We start from the raw sequence: 19,867 nt of genomic DNA, 5'->3' as shown, positions 1-19,867 counted from the left end.
GCGTCAATCACACGGTCAGCCGTCATCGACGAGCTCAACCGGAATGCTCAGCGGTAACGGTCGGCGACCGCGACGGCCTGCTGCCCGTACGACGGGCCGTGCGAGACGGCGTGCACGAGCAACGGATGCAGTTGGTGCAGGCCGATCAGGTCCGCCCAGTCGGGGCGCAGTTGCGCCGCCTCGGCGTAGGCGGCCAGCACGAGGGACAGGTGCTCGGTGCCGAACAGCGCGAGCATGGCCAGGTCGGTGAGCCCGTGCCCGCCGTGCGCGGCCGGGTCGATCAGGACGGCGCCGGCCGCGGGCGACCCGGTGCCCAGCCGGCCGTAGAGCACGTTGCCGCCCCACAGATCGCCGTGGATCCGGGCCGGCGGTGTGTCGTCGTCGAACTCGCCGGCCACCAGGCGGGCACACACCCGATCGACGATGTGCACGGCCGCCGCGGACAGATGCCCCACCCGATGAGCGGCCCGGGCGTAGGGCTGCAGCCGGGTGGTGGCGTAGAACTCGCCCCACCGGTCGAACGGACGGATGGTCAGCTCCTGCCGGCCGATCCAGCCGTCCCCGTTCCAGCCGGGCGCAGCGGCCCCGAAAGCGTCGGCGCCGGCGGCGTGGGTGCGGGCCAACGACCGGCCGAACGCCTGCGCGGCCGCCCGGGTGGCCGGAGCGGGCGCGATCCGCTCCAGCACGATCCGGGTGTCACCGACCTCGTGCACCCCGACCACGGCGGTGCCGCCGTCGGCGCGCCCCAACCAGGCCAGCCCGGCCGCCTCCCAGGCGAAGAACTGCGGAGGTGCCTCGGCCCGCTGCTTGACGAACGCGTCCGGGCCGGTCATGGGCTCAGGCCAGTCCGAGGGACTTCATCCGCTCGGTGTGACCCTGCTGCAGCCGGCGGAACAGGGCCGCGATGCCGGCCAGGTCGCCGGATCCGGTCACGATCAGCTCGGCCAGCGTGTCCCGGTCGGCGACCACGTACTGGGCCTGGGTGATGGCCTCACCGAGCAGCCGCCGCCCCCACAGGGCCAGCGGACCGGCCACCCGTGGGTCGGCCTGGCAGGCCTTGCGCACCTCGCGCACCGCGAACGCCGAGTGGCCCGAGTCGGCCAGCACCTCGAAGACCAGGTCGCGGGTCACCGGATCGAGCCATTCGGCGATCTCCCGGTAGAAGTCCGCGGCCAGCCCGTCGCCCACGTGCGCCTTGACCAGTGATTCGAGCCAGGAGTGGGGGGCGGTGGAGTCGTGGAAGGCGTCGAACGGCGCGATGAACGGCTGCATCGCGGCCTCGACGGCCACCCCGTGGGCGGCCAGATGCCGGGCCAGCGCGTTGAAGTGCCCCATCTCGGCGGTGGCCATGGCCGAGAGCTGGACCCGGCCGGCCAGGGTCGGCGCCCAGCGCGCATCGGCGGCCATCCGATCGAACGCCGACAGCTCGCCGTAGGCCAGCACGCCGAGCAGGTCAACGACCGCGGGGTCCGGCGGCGGCAACGTGGCGGCCGGCACCGACTCGGCCGGGTGCGCTGTGTTCATACCGACTTCCTACCGCCTTCCATCCGCCGTTCATCGGCCGTTCCGACTGCCGTTCCAGGGCGCCGTCGCAGTTCGTGCCGCACCGACTCCCCGGCCCGCAGGCGGGATTCCGTCATCGGCCAGCGGCGCGCAGGGCACGAGCCTATCGGGCGCGCGGCCGACCCGTCCGCCAATGCACCCCTTGCGACCGCCTGAACAGGTAGGATGAGCCTCGACGGTGCGACATCCGCACCGCGGCACTGTGCGCGCGTCACCTGCGCGGACGGACGAATCGGACCGACTGCCCGTCGGACCGGCCGGCGACGCGCTTGCGCGCGACCCCGGTCGACCAGGCATTGCGACGCGCGACACGCGCGCCCGGGGACCCGCAGCAACGCGGACCCGATCGAACGACACGGGCAGCTCGACGCTGACGGTTCGCACCCTCCGTTCAGGCCGGACAGCGGGGAGTCCCTTTAGGAGCGAGTGTCCTGGAGGCAAGTCTTTCCTTGTCGCGTGAACGCGCGCGGACGACTCGGAAGGCACGCATGACCCAGCACAATCTGATCAGCCCCACCATCGAGGATCCGGACGGCGTGGTCGCCGACGCGGCGATCGACCCGGACGACGCGGCCCTGTCCCACCCGCTGACCGCGGACGCGGACATCCGGCCCGAATCCCCCACCTTCGCCGAGTTCGGCGTGGACGAGCGCATCGTCACCGCGCTGGCCGACGTCGGCATCGAGCGCACCTTCGCCATCCAGGCGCTGACCCTGCCCATCGCGTTGACCGGCTCCGACCTGATCGGGCAGGCCCGCACCGGCATGGGCAAGACGCTGGGCTTCGGCGTGCCGCTGCTGCAGCGGCTGTCCCACGACAAGGCCGTGACCGTCGACGAGAAGGGCAAGCTGCCGGTCGGCCGCGCCCCGCGCGCCGTCGTCATGGTGCCCACCCGCGAGCTGTGCGTGCAGGTCACCCGCGACCTGCACGCGCTGGGCAAGGCGCTCGGCCTGGCGGTGACCGCGGTCTACGGCGGCCGCGCCTACGAGCCGCAGATCAAGGCGCTGCAGGCCGGCGTCGACCTGGTCGTCGGCACCCCCGGCCGGCTGCTCGACCTGGCCAACTCCGGGCACCTGGTGCTCGGTGGGGTCAAGGTGCTCGTCCTGGACGAGGCCGACGAGATGCTCGACCTGGGCTTCCTGCCGGACATGGAGAAGGTCCTGGACCTGGTCCCGACGGTCAAGCAGACCATGCTGTTCTCGGCGACCATGCCCGGCCCGATCCTGACCCTGGCCCGCACCTTCATGTCGCGGCCGATGCACATCCGGGCCGAGGCCGCCGCCGAAGGCGCCATGCACAGCACCACCCGGCAGTTCGTCTACCGCGCGCACGCCCTGGACAAGGTCGAGATGCTGGCCCGGGTGCTGCAGGCCCGCGGTCGCGGCCTGACCATGGTCTTCACCCGGACCAAGCGGACCGCCGCCAAGGTCGCCGAGGACCTCGAGGAGCGCGGCTTCGCGGCCGCCGCCGTGCACGGTGACCTCGGCCAGGGTGCTCGCGAGCAGGCCCTGCGCGCCTTCCGCGCCGGCAAGGTCGACGTGCTGGTGGCCACCGACGTCGCCGCCCGCGGCATCGACGTCGACGACGTCACGCACGTGATCAATTTCCAGTGCCCGGAGGAGGAGAAGACCTACGTCCACCGGATCGGGCGCACCGGCCGGGCCGGCAAGACCGGCACCGCCGTGTCGTTCATCGACTGGGACGACATCCCCCGCTGGCAGCTGATCAACCAGGCGTTGGAGCTCAACTTCAACGATCCGGTGGAGACCTACTCCACCTCGCCGCACCTGTTCGCCGAACTGGACATCCCCGAGGGCACCACCGGTGAACTCCCCCGGGCCGCCCGGACCCGGGCCGGGTTGGACGCCGAGCAGGTCGAGGACCTGGGCGAGACGGGCGGCAAGCGCCGCAGCGCCGGCCGCACCCGGACCAAGACCACGCACGCCGATCGTCCGGCCCGCGCGGACCGTCCGGCCGACGGCGACCCGGCGGCCGAGGGCGACGGCGGGACCGGCGGTCGCCGCCGCCAGCGCACCCGCGGCGCCCGGTCGGCCGACCGTCCGGTCGAGCACGCGATCGACCACCCGGCGAGCCCGGACGAGACCGGCGCGGCCGCCGGCCCGTCGACCGAGGGCACCGAGGGCGCGCCCAAGGCCCGGCGTCGCCGCAGCCGCCGGCGCACCCGCAGCGGGCAGCCGGTCACCGAGGGCGCGCACGAGGCCGCGCAGTCGGTCGACGCCACCGTCTGAATCGCCACCGTCTGAATCAGCCCGCCCGACCGACGACGGCGTCGGCGGCTCACACCTGAGGCCACCGAGCCGCCCCGTAGGCTCGGCGGCGTGACGCGCAGCCTGGCCCGCCGACGACGCATCGACCGGATCGTCGCCGGCGCCATCGCCCTGATCGTGCTGGCGGTCGTCGCCGTGGTCTATCTGACCAGCGATGTACGGGCCACCACCGACGCCACCTCCGCGGCCGCCGCGACGCCGGGGTCGCCGGTGCAGGTCCCGACCACGCTGACCCAGCGGTGGACCGTGGCCACCGACCCGGCGATCGGCGCGGTCGCCTCCCCGTACGGGGTGGTGGTCACCGGGCAGGGCACCGCGGCCGTGGCCTACGACGCCGTCACCGGGGAACCGCGCTGGTCCTACGACCGCGGTGACCAGCCGCTGTGCGCGATCGGTTCCGGCGACACCGATGCCCCCGGGGTGACCGTTCGCGGCAAGGTCCGCGGCGTGATGGTGGTGTCGAACAAGAACGGCTCCTGCTCGCAGATGATGCTGCTGGACCCGGCCACCGGGGACCGGCACTACGACCGCACCAGCCCCAACCAGGCCGGTGGGGCGCTGACCTTCGGCGGCCCGTACGCCGGATGGCTGGGTCCCTCGTTGGTCGAGCTGTGGCGGGACGACCTGGTCCGCACCATCCAGTACGGCGACCTGCCCGCGCCGCCCAAGCCGAACGCGACGCACACCGGGTGCACCTTCACCGACATGATCATCGACGACCAGCAGTTCGCGACCGTCGAACACTGCCCGGATCTGGGGGCCACCGCCCGGGTGGTGCTCAACTGGACCACCCCGGACTCGGCCCCCGACAAACCCGACGACCAGGACGTGTTCAAGCACACGGCCCGGGCCGAGATCGACACCGGCGCCACGGCGGCCCGCCTGGTCGGCATCACCTCGGACCGGGTGGCCGTGCTGGTCTCCGATCCCGAACCGGCCGTCGTGCTGTACGACACCACCGGCCAGGAGGTCGGCCGCACCCCGGTCGACGTGCCGGCGGCGTCGATCGTGGCGGCCGACCGGCTGACCGATGGGGGCGCGACCTCGCCGACCCCAGCCGTTCGGGACGGAGTGCTGCGGTTCTCGCTGATCGGCGACACCCTGGTCGCGGTCGGTCAGCAGTCCGCGACCGTGGAGACCACCCCCACATCCACCACCGGCGACCTGGCCGACACGGCCCAGGCGCCGACCCCGGGCGTGCTGGCCACCGAGCTGCCGGGCGCGGGCCCGAGTTCGGTCACCGAGAATATCCAGGACCTGTCCGTGGCCTGGACCCGTCAGGGGCTGCTCGGGCTGCCCGCCGTGATCGACAAGCAGGTCCTGCTCCCGGTGACCGGCGGGTTGGCCGCGGTGGCCGCGGCCAACGGCAACCCGGGCATCGTGCCCGCGGTGATTGCCGTCGACCGCGCCGGCTACACCGGTCGGGTCGACGTCGCCGCCATCGGATCAATGATCATCGAGACCCGGGGCGCCACGGTCGTCGGCCTGAGCTGACGGTGCCGCTCAGGGCCACCAGGCCCAGACGATGACCGTCACCGCCGCGACGATCACGGCCAGGTCGGCCGCGACCCGTGGCCCCCGACCGAGCCGGCCCCGCAGCCGCACCACCACTTCGCCGCCGACGCCGACCAGCAGCTGGGCGCCGACCCGCGGCCAGCCGGGACCGCTCGCCTGCCCCCAGCCGGCCATGGACAGCACCGACGGGGCGAGCAGCTGCGCCGCCAGCAGCAGCCCGCCGACGACCAGCAGACCGGCGGACAGCAGCCCGGCCAGCACGTCCAACAGCCGCACCAGGGCACCGAACGATCGCGAACCGGGACCGCCGGCGCCCGGCGCCGGCGCCCGCGCGTCGGGCATCACCCGCCGGGGCCGACCGGCGCCGTGATGCCGTTGCTCGCGGCGATGATCCGCTCCAGCATCTCCGGTTCGGTGCGCTCCTGACCCAGGCGCAGCACCTTGTTGGTGCCGTGATAGTCCGACGAGCCGGTCCGTAGCAGGCCCAGCCGGTCGGCGATCGCGCGCAGCTCGGCCCGCTCCGGCCGATCGTGGTCGGGATGATCGACCTCCAGGCCACCCAGCCCGAGATCGGCCAGTTCGCTCAGGTAGTCGGCGGTGAGCGCGCGGCGCTCACCGCGGCCCCGCGGATGCGCGATGACGCTGACTCCGCCGGCCGCGACGATCATGCCGATCGCCGTGGGCAGGTCGGTGTCGGCCTTGGGCACGTAATAGGGGCCTCGCCCGGACAGGTGCATGGCGAACGCCTGGTCCACTGATTCGACCACCCCGGCGTCGACCAGCGCCCGGCCGATGTGCGGACGGCCCACCGGCGCACCTGCGGCGATCTCCATCACCTGGTCGGCGGTGATCGGCACCCCGGCGGCGACCATCCGCTCCACGATCGCCATGCCGCGGTGCAGCCGCTCCTGCCGCAGCCGGGCCTGCTCGTCGACGATCGCGCGATGCTCCGGGTCGAACAGGTAACCCAGCAGGTGCACGCTGACCCGGTGGCCGTCGGCGTGCGCGGTGGTGGAGAACTCCGCCCCCCGGATCACCGTGAGGCCGGCCGGCCGCGCGGCCAGCGCGGGCGCCCAGCCCATGGTGTTGTCGTGGTCGGTGATGGCGACGACGTCGAGTCCGGCGGCGGCCGCGGCCAGCATCAGCTCGGCTGGCGTGTCGGTGCCGTCGGAGGCGGTCGAGTGGGCGTGCAGGTCGATGAGCACGCGCCCCATCCTGCCGGGTGCCCCGCTGCGCGCGTGCCCCGGCTCGCGGAAATCGGGTTCACCGGGGATGCACCCGGGGTTCATCCTCCGGTCGCCAACCGGTCGCCGGCCGGTCGTCGCGATGCCCGACCGTCGGGGCCGCCCGCGAGTACGCTCGTCGAGCAGGCCCGGTCAACGGCCGGTGGCGGCCATCGTGACCTGCACTGATCCACTTGTTGGCGTCCGTTCCACGAGGAGGTGGCCATGCCCGTCCTGCCCTCTTTGCCGATATTGCGACCTCAGCGGCACCGGCCGCCCACCCCGGACGGTCACGACACGCAGCACGCCGAGGCCATCGTCGACTGCGCCGCGTACATCAACGGGCAGCGGGTGCGCGAGTGCGGCGACCCGACGCGGGCGATCGCCCGCGTCCGCACCGAAGGGCGCGGCTTCGTCTGGATCGGCCTGCACGAGCCGGGCGAGGACGAGATGGCGTTTCTGGCCGATCTGCTCGGGTTGCACGAGCTGGCCGTCGAGGATGCGGTGCAGGCCTACCAGCGGCCGAAGATGGACACCTACGACAACTCGCTGTTCATGGTGCTCAAGACGGTCGCCTACGTCGAGCACACCGCCGGCAACGCCTCCCAGATCGTCCAGGACGGGGAGATCATGATCTTCCTGGGGCCGGACTACATCGTCACCGTCCGGCATGGGGCGCACTCGCAGCTGCGCACCGTCCGCGCGGGCCTGGAGGCCGACCCCGACCAGCTGGCCATCGGCCCGGCCGCGGTCATGCACGCGATCGCCGACCACATCGTCGACGAGTACCTCTCGGTCGTCGAGGCCGTCGAGGACGACATCGACGAGATGGAGAACTCGGTCTTCACCCCCAACCGGCCGGTCGACATCGAGCAGATCTACCTGCTCAAGCGGGAGATCCTGGGCCTGCGCCGCGCGGTGTCGCCACTGATGCCGGCCATGCGATCGCTGGCCGGCACCACCACCGACCTGATGCCCAAGAAGATCCGCTCCTACGTCCGTGACGTCGAGGACCATCTGTCGGTGGTCGCCGACCGCGTCTCCACCTTTGACGAGATGCTCACCACACTGGTCAATGCGGCGCTGGCCGAGGTGACGACACGGCAGAACGAGGACATGCGCAAGATCTCCGCCTGGGCGGCGATCGCGCTGGTGCCGACGGCCATCGCCGGCATCTACGGGATGAATTTCGAGAACATGCCCGAGCTGAGCTGGACCTATGGGTACCCGATGGCGCTCGGCGTGATCATCGGTCTGTGCGGGACGCTCTATCTCTTGCTGCGCCGGCGCGGCTGGCTCTGAGCGTCACCGGTCGTCGGATCGACACGAATCCACCGGCACCCGGGCCGTCGATCGACCGGAAAACGGTCAGCGGGGCGAGAAATCGACACCTGACCGTCACCGAAATGTGGCCGACCCTCCGATGTGGGTGATCAAAGCGGTCCGTCCGGTGTGCCAGGATTTTCCCGGATGCCGGGGATCCCCGGCCCGTGTGAGTCGAGAGCGAGCATCGCGGCCGCTCGATGACCGGCCGGAGGACACCGGCCGCGAACTGGAGGTACATCCGTGGAAAACTTCTGGAGCATCATCTGGATCGTGATCTGGAGCTTTGTCTTCGTCGCGTACCTGTTCGTGCTCTTCTACATCCTGACCGACCTGTTCCGCGACCACGAGCTCAGCGGCTGGTGGAAGGCCCTCTGGATCCTGTTCCTGATCTTTGCGCCCTACCTCACGGCCCTGGTCTACGTGATCGCGCGGGGCAAGGGGATGTCCCAGCGGCAGCTGGCCGCCGCGCAGCAGGCCCGGTCGCAGACCGATGCCTACATCCGTGATGTGGCCGGCAAGTCGCCCGCCGACCACATCGCCGAGGCCAAGGCGCTGCTGGACAACGGCACCATCACCCAGCAGGAGTTCGAGCAGCTCAAGGCCAAGGCGCTGGCCTGATCAGCACGCGCACACGAAGGCCCGGCCGAGAAATCGGCCGGGCCTTCGTTCGTCCGGGTGGCCGCCGGCTCAGCGGCGGCCCAGTTCCATCTTGGCCAGGATGTCGCGGGCCTGTTCGGCGGTCCGCGGCTGGCACAGCACGTCGTAGCGGCGGGCCACCACCTGCGAGGCCGACGTGAAATCGCGGCGGCCCTTGGCCACCGAGTAACCCAGGTACCCCATCACCGCGCCGAACACGGCGCCGATCGCCACCGCGGCCAGGATCAGCAGCATCACGCCGCTCTCCACCGGCGAGAAGACGAACATCAGCAGGCCGACGAACAGGCCCATCCAGGCGCCGGAGGCGGCGCCCGCGGCGGCCAGCTTGCCGGCTGTGAGCCGGCCGGTCACCCGCTCCACCAACTGCAGGTCCGAGCCGACGATGGTGACGTCCTGGATCGAGAAGTCGTGCTTGATCAGCTGCTCCACCGCGGCCTGCGCACTGGCGTAGGTCGGGTAGGCCGCGACCGCGAAGCCGGTCGGGGGCGTCGGCAGGTTCGGCACCGACCCGACGGTGCGAAAACCAATGGGCGACGTCATTGCGGACACCTCCACGCTCGAGAACACAGTCACACACCTGGGGCGCGCGGCGGCGCCCTCACAGGAACTTCATGCTGACACAAGCACATGTGGGGGCCATGGGAGCGGCGCCCGGTACGACGGGGACCGGGCGGCACGTAGCCTGGCAGGGTCCCGACGCCCGCGTCGGGACCCGCCATCCGCCCGCGCCACCAGGGGCACTGCTGCCGTCACCATCAAGGACACCATGACCGTCTCCGTCGAAACCGTGTACGCGGCCCTGGCCACCGTCAAGGACCCCGAGATCCGGCGGCCGATCACCGAACTGGACATGGTGACCGGCCTGTCGGTCGACCCGTCCGGCGTGGTCGGGTTCACCCTGCTGCTGACCATCGCCGGGTGCCCCATGCGCGAGACCCTCGTGCGGGACGTCACCGCCGCGGTCCGCGGGGTGCCCGGGGTCACCGACCTGCGCCTCGAGCTCGGCGTGATGACCGACGATCAGCGCACGGCCCTGCGGGAGAAGCTGCGCGGCGGCCCGGGCAAGGAGATCCCGTTCGCCCAGCCGCAGTCACGGACCCGGGTGTACGCCATCGCCTCCGGCAAGGGCGGGGTGGGCAAGTCCACCGTCACCGTCAACCTGGCCGCCGCCCTGGCCGCGCGGGGCCTGGCCGTCGGCGTGCTCGACGCCGACGTCTACGGCTTCTCGATCCCCCGCATGCTCGGCGTCACCGGCAAGCCCACCCGGGTCGGCGACATGATCCTGCCGCCGGTCGCGCACGGGGTGAAGGTGATCAGCGTCGGCATGTTCGTCGACGGCAACGTGCCGGTCGTCTGGCGCGGTCCGATGCTGCACCGGGCGTTGCAGCAGTTCCTGGCCGACGTCTACTGGGGCGATCTGGACGTGCTGCTGCTCGATCTGCCGCCGGGCACCGGCGACATCGCCATCTCCACCGCGCAACTCATCCCGACCGCCGAGATCCTGGTCGTCACCACCCCGCAGGCGGCCGCCGCCGAGGTGGCCGAGCGAGCCGGGTCCATCGTCAACCAGACCCGGCAGCGCATCGTCGGCGTGGTCGAGAACATGAGCGCGATGACGCTGCCCGACGGCACCCGCCTGGAGCTGTTCGGCTCCGGCGGCGGCGAGTCGGTCGCCGCGTCCCTGGGCCGGCTGACCGGCACCACCGTGCCGTTGCTGGGCCAGATTCCGCTCGAGATCGGATTGCGCACCGCCGGTGACAGCGGTCTGCCGCTGGTGCTCAGCGAACCGGCCAGCCCGGCCGCGCAGGCGCTGCAGGGGGTGGCCGACGAGCTGGCCGGCAAGACGCGGCCGCTGACCCGGGTGCCGCTGGGCATCTCCCCCACCGGCCGTCGGGATCGCGCCGGCGTCTGAGCCACGGTGGCCGCAACTCGCCTCACGACGGGGTCGGACTCACGACGGGTGGCCGCCGGCCGTGGCCTTCCGCTCAGGTGGCGTCGACGTCGAACCCGGTCGGGGTCGGTGCCGGGGTGGTGGGCGCGGCCACCGGGCGCGGCGCCCCGACCACCTTGGCCGCCGGCAGCCGGCGCGCGGCCGGCGCGGGCACCGCGGCCGGGCGCGCAGCCGCGGCCGCTGACGGCGGCGGCATTGCCGCCGAGGCCATTGCCGGCGGTGCCACGGCCGCCGGTGTGGGGGTCGCAGCCGGCCGGGGGGCCGCACTCGGCGGAACGGCCGAGACCGGCTTGACGGTGCTGACCGGGGCCGGGGTCGGGGCACTGGTTGGCGCGTTCACGGGTGCCCCGCCGGTGGCCTCCGCCGCCGTCGCGCCGGCGCCGGTCGGCATGCCCCCCAGGCCCAGGAATCCGCTGAGGCCCCCGCGACCGCCGGCGAACTCCTCGCCCAGGATGGTGTTGCCGATCAGCCGCTTGGGATGCAGGTCGCGCAGGTCGCGCAGCTCCTGCAGCTCCTTGAGCGACTGCAGGTCGGCGATCTGCCGGCGCAGTTCGTCCAGCTCGGGGCCGATCTCCCGGTTGAGCTGGGCCTGCGCACCGGCGGCCATGGTGCGCATCTTGCGCAGGCTCTCGGTCACCCAGCGCACCGCCGTCGGGATGCGTTCGGGTCCGAGCACGAAGACGCCGACCAGCACGATGATGGCGATCTGTCCCCAGGAGAGGCCGAACATGCGTGCCCCTCCTTCCCTGCTGCTGTGCGTCACCCGCGGATGCGGGCGTGGCCAGGATATCGACCCGGGGCCGGGTACCCCGGCCTTACTCCGAGCCGAGCGTGACCGAGACGGTCATCGCCCGCCCGTCGCGCAGCAGCACCACCGGGACCGTGGCCCCGACCGGGTTCTGCCGGACCGCGACGATCAACTCGTCCGCGTTGCCCACCTGCCGGTCCCCCACCTTGGTGATCACGTCCCCCTCGGCGATGCCGGCCGCCGCGGCCGGCCCGCCGCCCTGGACGTTCTGCACCTGGGCCCCGTCGGTGATCCCGTCGGTGGCCGACCGGGCGTTCACCCCGATGGTCGAGTGCTGCACGCTGCCCGAGCGGATGATCTGCTCGGCGACGTCCTTGGCCGTGGCGATCGGGATGGCAAAGCCCAGCCCGATGGAGCCGCTGGAGTCCCCGCCGAGGGTGCGGATGGCCGAGTTGATGCCGACCACGGCGCCGGAGGCGTCGACCAGCGGGCCACCGGAGTTGCCCGGGTTGACCGCGGCGTCGGTCTGGATGGCGTCGATCACCGCGTCGGTGTCCGACCCGCCGCCCTGCAGCCGCACCGGGCGGTTCTTGGCCGAGACGATGCCGGTGGTGACGGTGCCGGCCAGGCCGAGCGGCGAGCCGATGGCGATGACCGGATCGCCCACGGCAAGCGCATTGGAGTCGCCAATCTGCGCGACCGTGGCGTCGGTGACGTCGACCTTGATCACGGCCAGGTCGGTCAGCGGGTCGCGACCGACGATGACCGCGGGCACCCGGCTCTGCGCGGCGTCGTCGAAGATCACGGTGAGCGTCGCCGACGGGTCGGTCGCCGCGCTGGACACGACGTGGTTGTTGGTCAGGATGTAGCCGCTGCCGTCGATGACCACGCCGGAGCCGGTCTCCCCCACGTCACCGGTGCGGATCTCCAACGACACCACGGACGGCAGGACCTTGGCCGCGATGTCGGCCACCGATCCCGGCTCCCGGGTGATGCCCGGTGACACCGGAGCCAGTTCGAAGGAGGGATCGGTGGTCGGCGCGGGCAGCCGGCCGGCGGCGAAGACCCCGATGCCGGCGCCGAGCGCGCCGATGACCAGGGCGCTGACCAGGATGCCGATGATCGCCGAGGGGCGCAGCCGGCGCTCGAACAGGGCCTGGCGCAGGGTGAATCGCTGCGCCGGCGGGGCCGGCGGCGGGGGTGCCGACTCGCGGGTCAGGGCCGGGGCGCCCAGCTGGGCGCCGGATGCCGGGTCCCGCCAGGGGTCCTGGGCCGGCGGCTCGGCCGGTGGTTCGGCGGTGGGTGGTGGGGCCCCGATGCCGCTCTGGCCGGGTGCGCGTCCGAAGGCATCGGCCAGGTATTCGGGCACCGGCGGCGCACCGAGGACGACCGGCCCGCGCTGGGGCCGGGGACCGAAGGAACCGTTCACCCCACCCGGCCGGGCGTAGGCGCCGGCCGGCACGGGGTCGGGAGCGGGCGACGGGACCGGGGCGGGCGGGCGGCGCACGCCGTTGCTGGGCGATCCGTTGGTGGGTGATCCGTTCGGCACGGACCGATTGTCCTTCTCGGGCACCGTCAGGGAGTGCCCCACCCAGCCCTGACGATCTGCGGAGCGATCGCCGGGCTGACGTGGGCGACCCGCATGGTGTCCGGATGCGGGTCGGCATCCGGGGCCGATTCGGCCCCGACGAGCACGCCGACCGTCAATCCCGCGACCAGGGCGCCCGTGCCCAGGAATCGAAACCGGCGGCCGCGATGGGCGGATCGGGCATGCGCGGGCAGCGTGCCGTGCCCACCGGCGGCGGGATGGCCCGGCATCGTGGTGCGGTCGGCCGTGGTCAACGGGTCGCCGGCCGGCGCGGGGTCGGCCGCGGGCAGCGCCACGGGGATCGACCGCAGGGTGTCCAGCAGGCTGGTCGGCATGGCCGGGGTCTCGGCGGAACGCAGCCACGAGCGGGCCACCAGTTGGGCCCGCACCTCGGCGTCGCACTGCGGGCAGCGGGCCACGTGCGCGGCCGCCCGCTGGTAGGCCACCAAGGGCATCTCGCCGTCGGCGTAGGCGACCACGGCATCGAGCGTCAGATGATCAACTGAACCCACCGTCACCGCACCGCCTCCACACCGTCGTGTCCGCCTGTGTCCGCTGCCGCACCGCGCGCTGCCCGCCGACGTTCCAGGCCGGCCCGCAGGGCCAGCCGCCCGCGGTGGATCCGGGAGCGCACCGTGCCGAGCTTGACTCCGAGAGTGGCACCGATTTCTTCGTACGTCAGCCCCTCGACGTCGCACAGCACCACGGCCGCGCGGAACTCGGGCAGCAGATCGTCCAGCGCGGCCTGCAGGTCGGGGTCCAGATGGGCATCGCTGAAGGCCTGCTCCGGCGAGGGTTCGCGGCCGGCGATGCGGTCGGTCTCCTCGGGCAGCGCCTCCATCCGGATCCGCTGGCGGCGTCGGACCATGTCCAGAAAGACGTTGGTGGTGATGCGGTGCAGCCAACCCTCGAAGGAGCCCGGCTGGAAACTGGCCAACGAGCGGAACACCCGGATGAAGGTCTCCTGGGTGATGTCCTCGGCGTCGTGGGCGTTCCCGGACAGTCGGTAGGCCAGCCGGTATACGCGATCACCGTGGTCACGGACGATCTCGTCCCAGGCCGGCGGGGTCCACACGGGGCCGGTCGAGACGGGGACGCTGGACAGGAAAACCACCTCCGGGTTCGTTCGCCGGTGCAACGGCCGGCGTTCGATCATTGTTCCCGGCCCAGGTGTGAGCCGGATGTGAGCAGTGATCACGGCAGGTGATGGTCGCCGGGACGTCCCCGCTGGGGACGGGTGGGACAGGAGTGAACCACTGTGACTCGGACGGCTGGTCGACACCCCGCTCGAGGGCGGACCGCGGTGCGCCTGTGCCGGACGGCGCACGGGGGCCGGTAGGTTCGGCCGGGAGCGCGCGTCGGCGGTCCCTTCTCCGTGTCCACTTCGCCCCAACCGGCCGGACGGTCCGCCGCGGCCGCCCCGCCCGAATATCCGTACAGGAGGTTGCCGGTGACCACGAGCCGGTCCTACGCCGAGTTCTTCGTTCCCGAGTCCGAGGTGGTGCTGTCCGCGCGATCGCGCGCCGCCGACCTGGGCTCCGCGCCCACCGGATCGGGCACGGCCGCCGCGCTGACGTTCCTGGCCGCCTGCGTGGCGGCTCGCTCCGTGGTGGAGATCGGCACCGGCACCGGGATCAGCGGACTGCACCTGCTGGCCGGGATGGCCCCGGACGGCATCCTGACCACCATCGAGGTGGAGGCCGAGTACCAGCGAGCGGCCAAGAAGTCGTTCACCGAGGCCGGCGTCGCGCCGACCCGGACGCGCCTGATCAACGGCCGCGCGCTGGACGTGCTGCCCCGGCTCACCGACGGCGCCTACGACCTGGTCTTCGTCGACGGGGCCCGGACCGAGTACCCCCAGTACGTCACCGAGGCGGTCCGCCTGCTGCGACCGGGCGGGATCCTGATCGTGGACGGCGCCCTGGCCGGGGACAAGGTGGCCGATCCGACTCAGCGGGACGCCGAGACGGTCGCCGTGCGCGACGCCGGCCGGCAGGTCCGCGACGACGAGAACCTGACCTCCATGCTGGTCCCGCTGGGCGACGGCTTGCTGGCGGCGGTCAAGCGCGCGTGAGACGGCTCCATCCGATGATCCCGGCTCTGCCGCGCCCTGGCGTCGACCCGGTGACGGCTCGGCCGTGACCCGACGCACGCTCGCCTCGACCACTGCGGTCGGGGCGATTCTGGTGGCCACGCTGACCCTGGCGGCCTGCGGGCAGTCGGAGGAGGAACGGCGCGCGGCCGAATCGGTGGCGTCGGTGGCCGCGGCCGCGTCCTCGTCGGCGGCCGCATCGTCGTCCGCAGCGGCGGCGTCGTCCTCGGCCGCGGCGGCCCGGTCGGCGGCGGCGGCCTCCTCGTCGTCGGCGGTCGCGGCGGCCTCTTCGGCGGCGGCCGCATCCCGGCTGGCCGAGCAGTCCCGGGCCGCCGCCTCGGCGTCGGCGATGGCCCAGTCGGCGGCGCAGGCCTCGGCGGCGGCGTCATCGGCGGCCGCCTCGGCCGCCTCGGCCGCGGCGGTGGCCGCCGCGGCGGCGATCGCGGCCGGGGCAGCCCCGGCCGACCCGGACACCCCGGGCCAGGAGGGCGACGGCAGCAAGTGCGCCGGCTACGAGCAGTACGCGGACGAGGAACCGGTGGGCATGCGCGCCGACGCGGCGGCCGGTTGGCTGGCGGTGCGCGCGGCCGGCGAGGCGCAGGGCCTGACGATCTGCCTGGCCGACGGCAAGCGCAGCACCGCCCAGCAGCAGCAGACCTACCAGGACTACGTCCGCCAGTACGGCCAGGCGATGGCCGACCAGTACGTCCTGCCGCCCGAGAAATCGGCGCACGTGCTCGGCCTGGCCGTCGACGTGCAGCCCTATCAGGCCTACACCTGGCTGGAGAGCACCAACGGGGCGCTGAACTTCTGCCGTATCTACGACAACGAGGCCTGGCACTTCGAGTTCGACCCGTCGTTCTCCACCACCGGGTGCCCGGCCCGGCGGCCCTACCCGGGCGCCTGAGCCGCCGGTTCGCCGGCGCCGGCTCGTTGCGCGTCCGGGGGCACAACGCAGGAAGCCGGTCCCTTCCGGAACCGGCTTCCTGCTGCTGTTTCGTCGATCGACCCGGCTATTTGCCGATCGTCACGCCCTTGCCGACGACCGTGATGCCACCGGGGCTGACCGTGTACAGATCGCTGTCCAGTTCGACGTCCACGCCGACCTTGGCGCCGTCGGGCACGATCACGTTCTTGTCCAGAATGCTGTGCCGCACCACCGCGTTGCGGCCGATCCGCACGCCCGGCATGATCACCGAGCCCTCGACCCGGCTGCCGGTGTTGACGTGCACGTCCTCGGCGATGACCGACCGGGTCACCGTCGCCCCGGAGATGATCGTGCCGGTGCCGATCATCGAGTCACGCGCGGTGCCGTCCTCGACGAACTTGGCCGGCGGGAAGGGTGCCGGGTAGCTCAGGATCGGCCAATCGTGGTTGTACAGGTTGAAAATGGGCTCGACCGAGATCAGGTCCATGTGCGCGTCCATGAACGCGTCCAGCGTGCCCACGTCCCGCCAGTAGCCGCGATCACGGTCGGTGGCCCCGGGCACCTTGTTCCGGGCGAAGTCGTAGACGTTGGCGGTGCCCTTGTTCACGAAGTACGGGATGATGTTGCCGCCCATGTCGTGCACGGACGCCTCGTCGGCCGCATCGATCTTGAGGGCCTCGATCAACGCACCGGTGGAGAACACGTAGTTGCCCATGGACGCGTAGGCCACGTCCGGATCGTCGGGCACCGCCGGCGGGTCGGCCGGCTTCTCCATGAACTCCGCGATGTGCCGGCCGTCGGCCGCCGTCTTGATCACGCCGAAGGCGGTCGCCTCTCGGCGAGGCACCCGGATCCCGGCCACGGTGGTGTCGGCGCCCGAATCGATGTGGTCGGCCACCATCTGCGCCGGATCCATCCGGTACACGTGGTCGGCACCGAAAACCACCAGGTAGTCGGGCTTTTCGTCATAGACGAGGTTGAGCGACTGCAGGATGGCGTCCGCGCTCCCGGTGTACCAGCGCGGGCCGAGCCGCTGCTGGGCCGGGACCGGCGTCACGTAGTTGCCGGCCATCGTGCTCATCCGCCAGGTCTGCGTGATGTGCCGGTCGAGCGAATGCGATTTGTACTGGGTGAGCACGCAGATCCGGAAGTATCCGGCGTTCACCATATTGGACAGGACGAAATCGACGAGGCGGAAGTTACCGCCGAACGGCACCGCAGGCTTGGCGCGGTCGGCCGTCAACGGCCACAACCTTTTTCCTTCGCCACCCGCCAATACGATGCCGAGGACCTTGGGCTTGGGCATGGCGCTGACACTAGCCTCGCCCGGCGGCTTTCGCGCGCGAGGCGCACAGATCAACCTGATCGGACCCGATCGGGGCTGATCGGGGCTGATCGGGGCTGATCGGCCCGATCGTCTCGGCTCGAGGCGATCGGCCGGCCGGGTCCGGCGATCTCGCCGGGCGGGGGCGCAGCGGGCTGAGTAGATTCCCGGGCGTGCATACCGCGATCCTGACCCGAGAATTTCCCCCCGATGTCTACGGCGGCGCCGGCGTTCACGTCGAATACCTGGTCCGCGAACTGCGCAATCTCATCGACGTCGACGTGCACTGCTTCGGTGACGACCGGCCCGGGGCCACCGGCCACCGTCCGGCACCCGATCTGGCCGGGGCCAACGCGGCCCTGACCACGCTGTCGGTCGACCTGTCGATGGTCGCCGCGACCGGCGGTGTCGAGCTGCTGCATTCGCACACCTGGTACGCCAACATGGCCGGCCACATCGGCAAGCTGCTGCACGGCGTGCCGCACGTGGTCACCGCCCATTCGTTGGAACCGCACCGGCCGTGGAAGGCCGAGCAGCTCGGCGGCGGCTACCGGTTGTCCTCGTGGGCGGAGAAGACGGCCTACGAGGCCGCCGACGCGATCATCTCGGTGTCCACCGGGATGCGCGGCGGCATCCTGGACAGCTACCCCGCGCTGGACCCGGCCAAGGTGCACGTCATCCGCAACGGCATCGACACGCAGATCTACGCCAAGTCCGAGGACCGCTCGCTGCTGCTGGACAAGGGCGTCGACCTGGACGCGCCGATCGTCTCGTTCGTCGGCCGGATCACCCGGCAGAAGGGTGTCGGGCACCTGGTCGCCGCCACCCACCACTTCGATCCGGGTGTGCAGTTGGTGTTGTGCGCCGGCGCGCCGGACACCCCGGAGATCGCCGCGGAGACGGCCGAGGCGATCGCCACCCTGCAGGCCCAGCGTCCGGGCGTGTTCTGGTTCGACGGGATGCTCACCCTGCCCGAGGTCAAGCAGGTGCTCTCGGCCTCGACCGTGTTCGTCTGCCCGTCGGTGTACGAGCCGTTGGGCATCGTCAACCTGGAGGCCATGGCCTGCGGAGCGGCGGTCGTGGCCAGCGACGTCGGCGGCATCCCCGAGGTGGTCAACAACGGCGAGACCGGGTTGCTGGTGCACTACGACGCCGACCAGGGCGAGACGTTCGAGCAGGACCTGGCGACCGCGGTGAACGATCTGGTGCGCGACCCGGCCCGGGCCGCGGCCTACGGCCAGGCCGGCCGCGATCGTGCGGTCAACGAGTTCTCCTGGACGGCCATCGCGGAACAGACGGTGGATCTGTACCGGCGGGTGCTGGAGGCCAGCTGACCGCTGCGCACATGCGACCGCCCGGGTCCGGCCTCCGATCGGAGGACGGACCCGGGCGGTTCGCGTTTATCGACCGGGTTACTTGACGACGACGGCCTTGAGCGCGTCGCCCAGCGCCGAGGCCTCATCCGCCGAGATCTCCACGACCAGGCGACCGCCGCCTTCCAGCGGCACGCGCATGACGATCCCGCGGCCCTCCTTGGTCACTTCGAGAGGACCATCCCCGGTCCGGGGCTTCATGGCCGCCATGTGCGACTCCCTCCAAGAACTCACCAGAACTCTGCGGCCGGATCGGGACGAATCGCCCCCGCCGACCTTCCACGATCATTCGCGGACGGTCCATTCTCCCTCATGATGGGCCTGCGGCCGAACTCAGGTCGTTCGCCCCGCTACGGTGTCCGCTGATCGGGGCCGATGATCGGACATCGACGTCCGGTCCGCCCGGCCCGCCGAGAGGATTCGAGATGACGCAATCGCCGCCGCCCGCCGCCGATTCGGCGCCCGCCGACCCGGTTGTCGTGACCGATGACGGCGCGGTGCGCACGATCACGCTGAACCGGCCGGAAGCCTTCAACTCGTTCAATCTGGCGCTGAAGTCGGCGTTGCTGGCCGCGCTCGACGACGCGGCCACCGACCCCCGGGTGCGCGCGCTGGTGATCACCGGGGCCGGCCGGGCCTTTTGTGCCGGACAGGATCTCAAGGAACATCTGGCCTTGGTGGCGGCCCACGATCAGCGAGTCGGTGAGACCGTCGCCGGCTTCTACAACCCGCTGGTCCGAGCCGTCACCGGGATGGCCAAGCCGGTGATCGCCGCCGTCAACGGGCCGGCGGCGGGGGCCGGCGCGGGCCTGGCCTTCGCCAGTGATCTGCGGATCGCGGCGAGCTCGGCAACCTTTTCGATGGCGTTCGCCGGGGTGGCCCTGTCCGCCGACACGGGCGCGTCCTTCCTGCTGCCGCGCCTGGTCGGGCAGGGGCGCGCCTCGCGGATGATGCTGCTGGGCGAGAAGGTCGACGCCGCCGAGGCATTGCGCATCGGCATGGTCGATCAGGTGGTGCCCGACGACGAGCTGGCGGGGACGGTCGGGCAGTTGGCCGCCCGGCTGGCGGCGGGGCCGACGACGGCCTTCGGGTGGATCAAGGCCTCGCTGCAGCACGGCGCCCAGTCCGACCTCGAGTCGACCCTGCAGTTCGAGGACCGGGCGCAGACCGCCTGCTTCGCCTCCGCCGATCACGGGGAGGCGGTGACCGCCTTCGTGCACAAGCGGCCGCCGCGGTTCACCGGACGCTGAGGCTTTGCCCACCCGGCCGCGGCCCCGGTGCCGTAGCCTTG

General features: G+C 72.1%; 20 protein-coding genes. 9 read left to right on the top strand and 11 right to left on the bottom strand.

All coding sequences use genetic code 11. The features are described 5' to 3' along the window. Window positions 1–47: 47 nt before the first annotated feature. Window positions 48–833, bottom strand: coding sequence for a fructosamine kinase family protein (locus NAMU_RS10780; protein ID WP_015747439.1), 786 nt, complete (start codon window positions 831–833; stop codon window positions 48–50). 4 nt (window positions 834–837) lie between these two features. After that, the gene (locus NAMU_RS10775; protein ID WP_015747438.1) at window positions 838–1,524 is read right to left on the bottom strand and encodes a ferritin-like fold-containing protein; all 687 of its coding nucleotides are present in this window, start codon (window positions 1,522–1,524) and stop codon (window positions 838–840) included. A gap of 527 nt (window positions 1,525–2,051) precedes the next feature. Here NAMU_RS10775 and NAMU_RS10770 point away from each other — a divergent pair. Both NAMU_RS10770 and NAMU_RS29885 read left to right on the top strand, forming a co-directional pair. Continuing rightward, window positions 2,052–3,812, top strand: a complete 1,761-nt coding sequence (locus NAMU_RS10770; RefSeq protein WP_015747437.1) for a DEAD/DEAH box helicase — start codon at window positions 2,052–2,054, stop codon at window positions 3,810–3,812. A 90-nt stretch (window positions 3,813–3,902) separates the two neighbouring features. Beyond that, window positions 3,903–5,345, top strand: coding sequence for an Rv3212 family protein (locus NAMU_RS29885; RefSeq protein ID WP_015747436.1), 1,443 nt, complete (start codon window positions 3,903–3,905; stop codon window positions 5,343–5,345). A gap of 9 nt (window positions 5,346–5,354) precedes the next feature. On the opposite strand, the gene NAMU_RS10760 is transcribed toward NAMU_RS29885, so the two are convergent. Together NAMU_RS10760 and NAMU_RS10755 are read right to left on the bottom strand one after the other, a co-directional pair. Then, window positions 5,355–5,642, bottom strand: coding sequence for a hypothetical protein (locus NAMU_RS10760; RefSeq protein ID WP_138180094.1), 288 nt, complete (start codon window positions 5,640–5,642; stop codon window positions 5,355–5,357). Window positions 5,643–5,707: 65 nt separating this feature from the next. Further along, window positions 5,708–6,571, bottom strand: coding sequence for a PHP domain-containing protein (locus NAMU_RS10755; protein ID WP_015747434.1), 864 nt, complete (start codon window positions 6,569–6,571; stop codon window positions 5,708–5,710). Between the two features lie 243 nt (window positions 6,572–6,814). Here NAMU_RS10755 and corA point away from each other — a divergent pair, with 243 nt between their 5' ends. Further along, window positions 6,815–7,891: a magnesium/cobalt transporter CorA gene (gene corA, locus NAMU_RS10750; protein WP_015747433.1), complete on the top strand. Its 1,077-nt coding sequence runs from the start codon at window positions 6,815–6,817 to the stop codon at window positions 7,889–7,891. Window positions 7,892–8,155: 264 nt separating this feature from the next. Continuing rightward, a complete protein-coding gene (locus NAMU_RS10745; RefSeq protein ID WP_015747432.1) occupies window positions 8,156–8,533 on the top strand; it encodes an SHOCT domain-containing protein in 378 nt (125 codons plus the stop codon). Window positions 8,534–8,602: 69 nt separating this feature from the next. Here the strand turns inward: NAMU_RS10745 and NAMU_RS10740 are convergent, their stop codons facing one another. Further along, window positions 8,603–9,112 (bottom strand): general stress protein, encoded by a 510-nt coding sequence (locus NAMU_RS10740; RefSeq protein ID WP_015747431.1) that lies wholly within the window; start codon window positions 9,110–9,112, stop codon window positions 8,603–8,605. Window positions 9,113–9,338: 226 nt separating this feature from the next. Between NAMU_RS10740 and NAMU_RS10735 the strand changes: the two genes are divergently transcribed. Further along, complete coding sequence (locus NAMU_RS10735; protein ID WP_015747430.1) at window positions 9,339–10,484, top strand: Mrp/NBP35 family ATP-binding protein; 1,146 nt, start codon at window positions 9,339–9,341, stop codon at window positions 10,482–10,484. Between the two features lie 73 nt (window positions 10,485–10,557). Here NAMU_RS10735 and tatB read toward each other — a convergent pair whose 3' ends face one another. The 4 genes from tatB to sigE all read right to left on the bottom strand — a co-directional run bounded on the left by tatB (window position 10,558) and on the right by sigE (window position 14,015). Continuing rightward, window positions 10,558–11,253 (bottom strand): Sec-independent protein translocase protein TatB, encoded by a 696-nt coding sequence (tatB, locus tag NAMU_RS27305; protein WP_015747429.1) that lies wholly within the window; start codon window positions 11,251–11,253, stop codon window positions 10,558–10,560. A gap of 85 nt (window positions 11,254–11,338) precedes the next feature. Continuing rightward, window positions 11,339–12,820, bottom strand: coding sequence for a S1C family serine protease (locus NAMU_RS10725; protein WP_138180092.1), 1,482 nt, complete (start codon window positions 12,818–12,820; stop codon window positions 11,339–11,341). A gap of 26 nt (window positions 12,821–12,846) precedes the next feature. After that, the gene (locus NAMU_RS27300; RefSeq protein WP_138180090.1) at window positions 12,847–13,371 is read right to left on the bottom strand and encodes a zf-HC2 domain-containing protein; all 525 of its coding nucleotides are present in this window, start codon (window positions 13,369–13,371) and stop codon (window positions 12,847–12,849) included. A 2-nt stretch (window positions 13,372–13,373) separates the two neighbouring features. Further along, the gene (gene sigE, locus NAMU_RS10715; RefSeq protein WP_015747426.1) at window positions 13,374–14,015 is read right to left on the bottom strand and encodes an RNA polymerase sigma factor SigE; all 642 of its coding nucleotides are present in this window, start codon (window positions 14,013–14,015) and stop codon (window positions 13,374–13,376) included. A 294-nt stretch (window positions 14,016–14,309) separates the two neighbouring features. Here sigE and NAMU_RS10710 point away from each other — a divergent pair, with 294 nt between their 5' ends. Both NAMU_RS10710 and NAMU_RS27295 read left to right on the top strand, forming a co-directional pair. Further along, window positions 14,310–14,933, top strand: a complete 624-nt coding sequence (locus NAMU_RS10710) for an O-methyltransferase (RefSeq protein ID WP_015747425.1) — start codon at window positions 14,310–14,312, stop codon at window positions 14,931–14,933. A 64-nt stretch (window positions 14,934–14,997) separates the two neighbouring features. After that, complete coding sequence (locus tag NAMU_RS27295) at window positions 14,998–15,858, top strand: D-alanyl-D-alanine carboxypeptidase family protein (protein WP_015747424.1); 861 nt, start codon at window positions 14,998–15,000, stop codon at window positions 15,856–15,858. 106 nt (window positions 15,859–15,964) lie between these two features. Here NAMU_RS27295 and glgC read toward each other — a convergent pair whose 3' ends face one another. Next, on the bottom strand, window positions 15,965–17,185 hold the full coding sequence (gene glgC, locus NAMU_RS10700) for a glucose-1-phosphate adenylyltransferase (protein ID WP_015747423.1): 1,221 nt from the start codon (window positions 17,183–17,185) through the stop codon (window positions 15,965–15,967). A gap of 191 nt (window positions 17,186–17,376) precedes the next feature. Here glgC and glgA point away from each other — a divergent pair, with 191 nt between their 5' ends. Continuing rightward, on the top strand, window positions 17,377–18,537 hold the full coding sequence (glgA, locus tag NAMU_RS10695) for a glycogen synthase (protein ID WP_015747422.1): 1,161 nt from the start codon (window positions 17,377–17,379) through the stop codon (window positions 18,535–18,537). Between the two features lie 78 nt (window positions 18,538–18,615). Here the strand turns inward: glgA and NAMU_RS28230 are convergent, their stop codons facing one another. Next, window positions 18,616–18,786, bottom strand: a complete 171-nt coding sequence (locus tag NAMU_RS28230) for a DUF3117 domain-containing protein (protein ID WP_015747421.1) — start codon at window positions 18,784–18,786, stop codon at window positions 18,616–18,618. 215 nt (window positions 18,787–19,001) lie between these two features. Between NAMU_RS28230 and NAMU_RS10690 the strand changes: the two genes are divergently transcribed. Then, on the top strand, window positions 19,002–19,826 hold the full coding sequence (locus NAMU_RS10690; protein WP_015747420.1) for an enoyl-CoA hydratase-related protein: 825 nt from the start codon (window positions 19,002–19,004) through the stop codon (window positions 19,824–19,826). Window positions 19,827–19,867: the final 41 nt, after the last annotated feature.

The sequence above is a fragment of the Nakamurella multipartita DSM 44233 genome (genome assembly GCF_000024365.1).
GTDB lineage: Bacteria > Actinomycetota > Actinomycetes > Mycobacteriales > Nakamurellaceae > Nakamurella > Nakamurella multipartita.
Note: the sequence above shows the minus strand (reverse complement) of the source record. Positions and strands in the feature narration are given on the sequence as shown.

Excerpts from the sequence above, each read along its gene's own strand:
- NAMU_RS10780 (WP_015747439.1), bottom strand. The coding sequence starts at position 833 with ATGACCGGCCCGGACGCGTTCGTCAAGCAGCGGGCCGAGGCACCTCCG.
- NAMU_RS10775 (WP_015747438.1), bottom strand. The coding sequence starts at position 1,524 with ATGAACACAGCGCACCCGGCCGAGTCGGTGCCGGCCGCCACGTTGCCG.
- NAMU_RS10770 (WP_015747437.1), top strand. The coding sequence starts at position 2,052 with ATGACCCAGCACAATCTGATCAGCCCCACCATCGAGGATCCGGACGGC.
- corA (WP_015747433.1), top strand. The coding sequence starts at position 6,815 with ATGCCCGTCCTGCCCTCTTTGCCGATATTGCGACCTCAGCGGCACCGG.
- NAMU_RS10740 (WP_015747431.1), bottom strand. The coding sequence starts at position 9,112 with ATGACGTCGCCCATTGGTTTTCGCACCGTCGGGTCGGTGCCGAACCTG.
- NAMU_RS10735 (WP_015747430.1), top strand. The coding sequence starts at position 9,339 with ATGACCGTCTCCGTCGAAACCGTGTACGCGGCCCTGGCCACCGTCAAG.
- tatB (WP_015747429.1), bottom strand. The coding sequence starts at position 11,253 with ATGTTCGGCCTCTCCTGGGGACAGATCGCCATCATCGTGCTGGTCGGC.
- sigE (WP_015747426.1), bottom strand. The coding sequence starts at position 14,015 with ATGATCGAACGCCGGCCGTTGCACCGGCGAACGAACCCGGAGGTGGTT.
- glgC (WP_015747423.1), bottom strand. The coding sequence starts at position 17,185 with ATGCCCAAGCCCAAGGTCCTCGGCATCGTATTGGCGGGTGGCGAAGGA.
- NAMU_RS28230 (WP_015747421.1), bottom strand. The coding sequence starts at position 18,786 with ATGGCGGCCATGAAGCCCCGGACCGGGGATGGTCCTCTCGAAGTGACC.
- NAMU_RS10690 (WP_015747420.1), top strand. The coding sequence starts at position 19,002 with ATGACGCAATCGCCGCCGCCCGCCGCCGATTCGGCGCCCGCCGACCCG.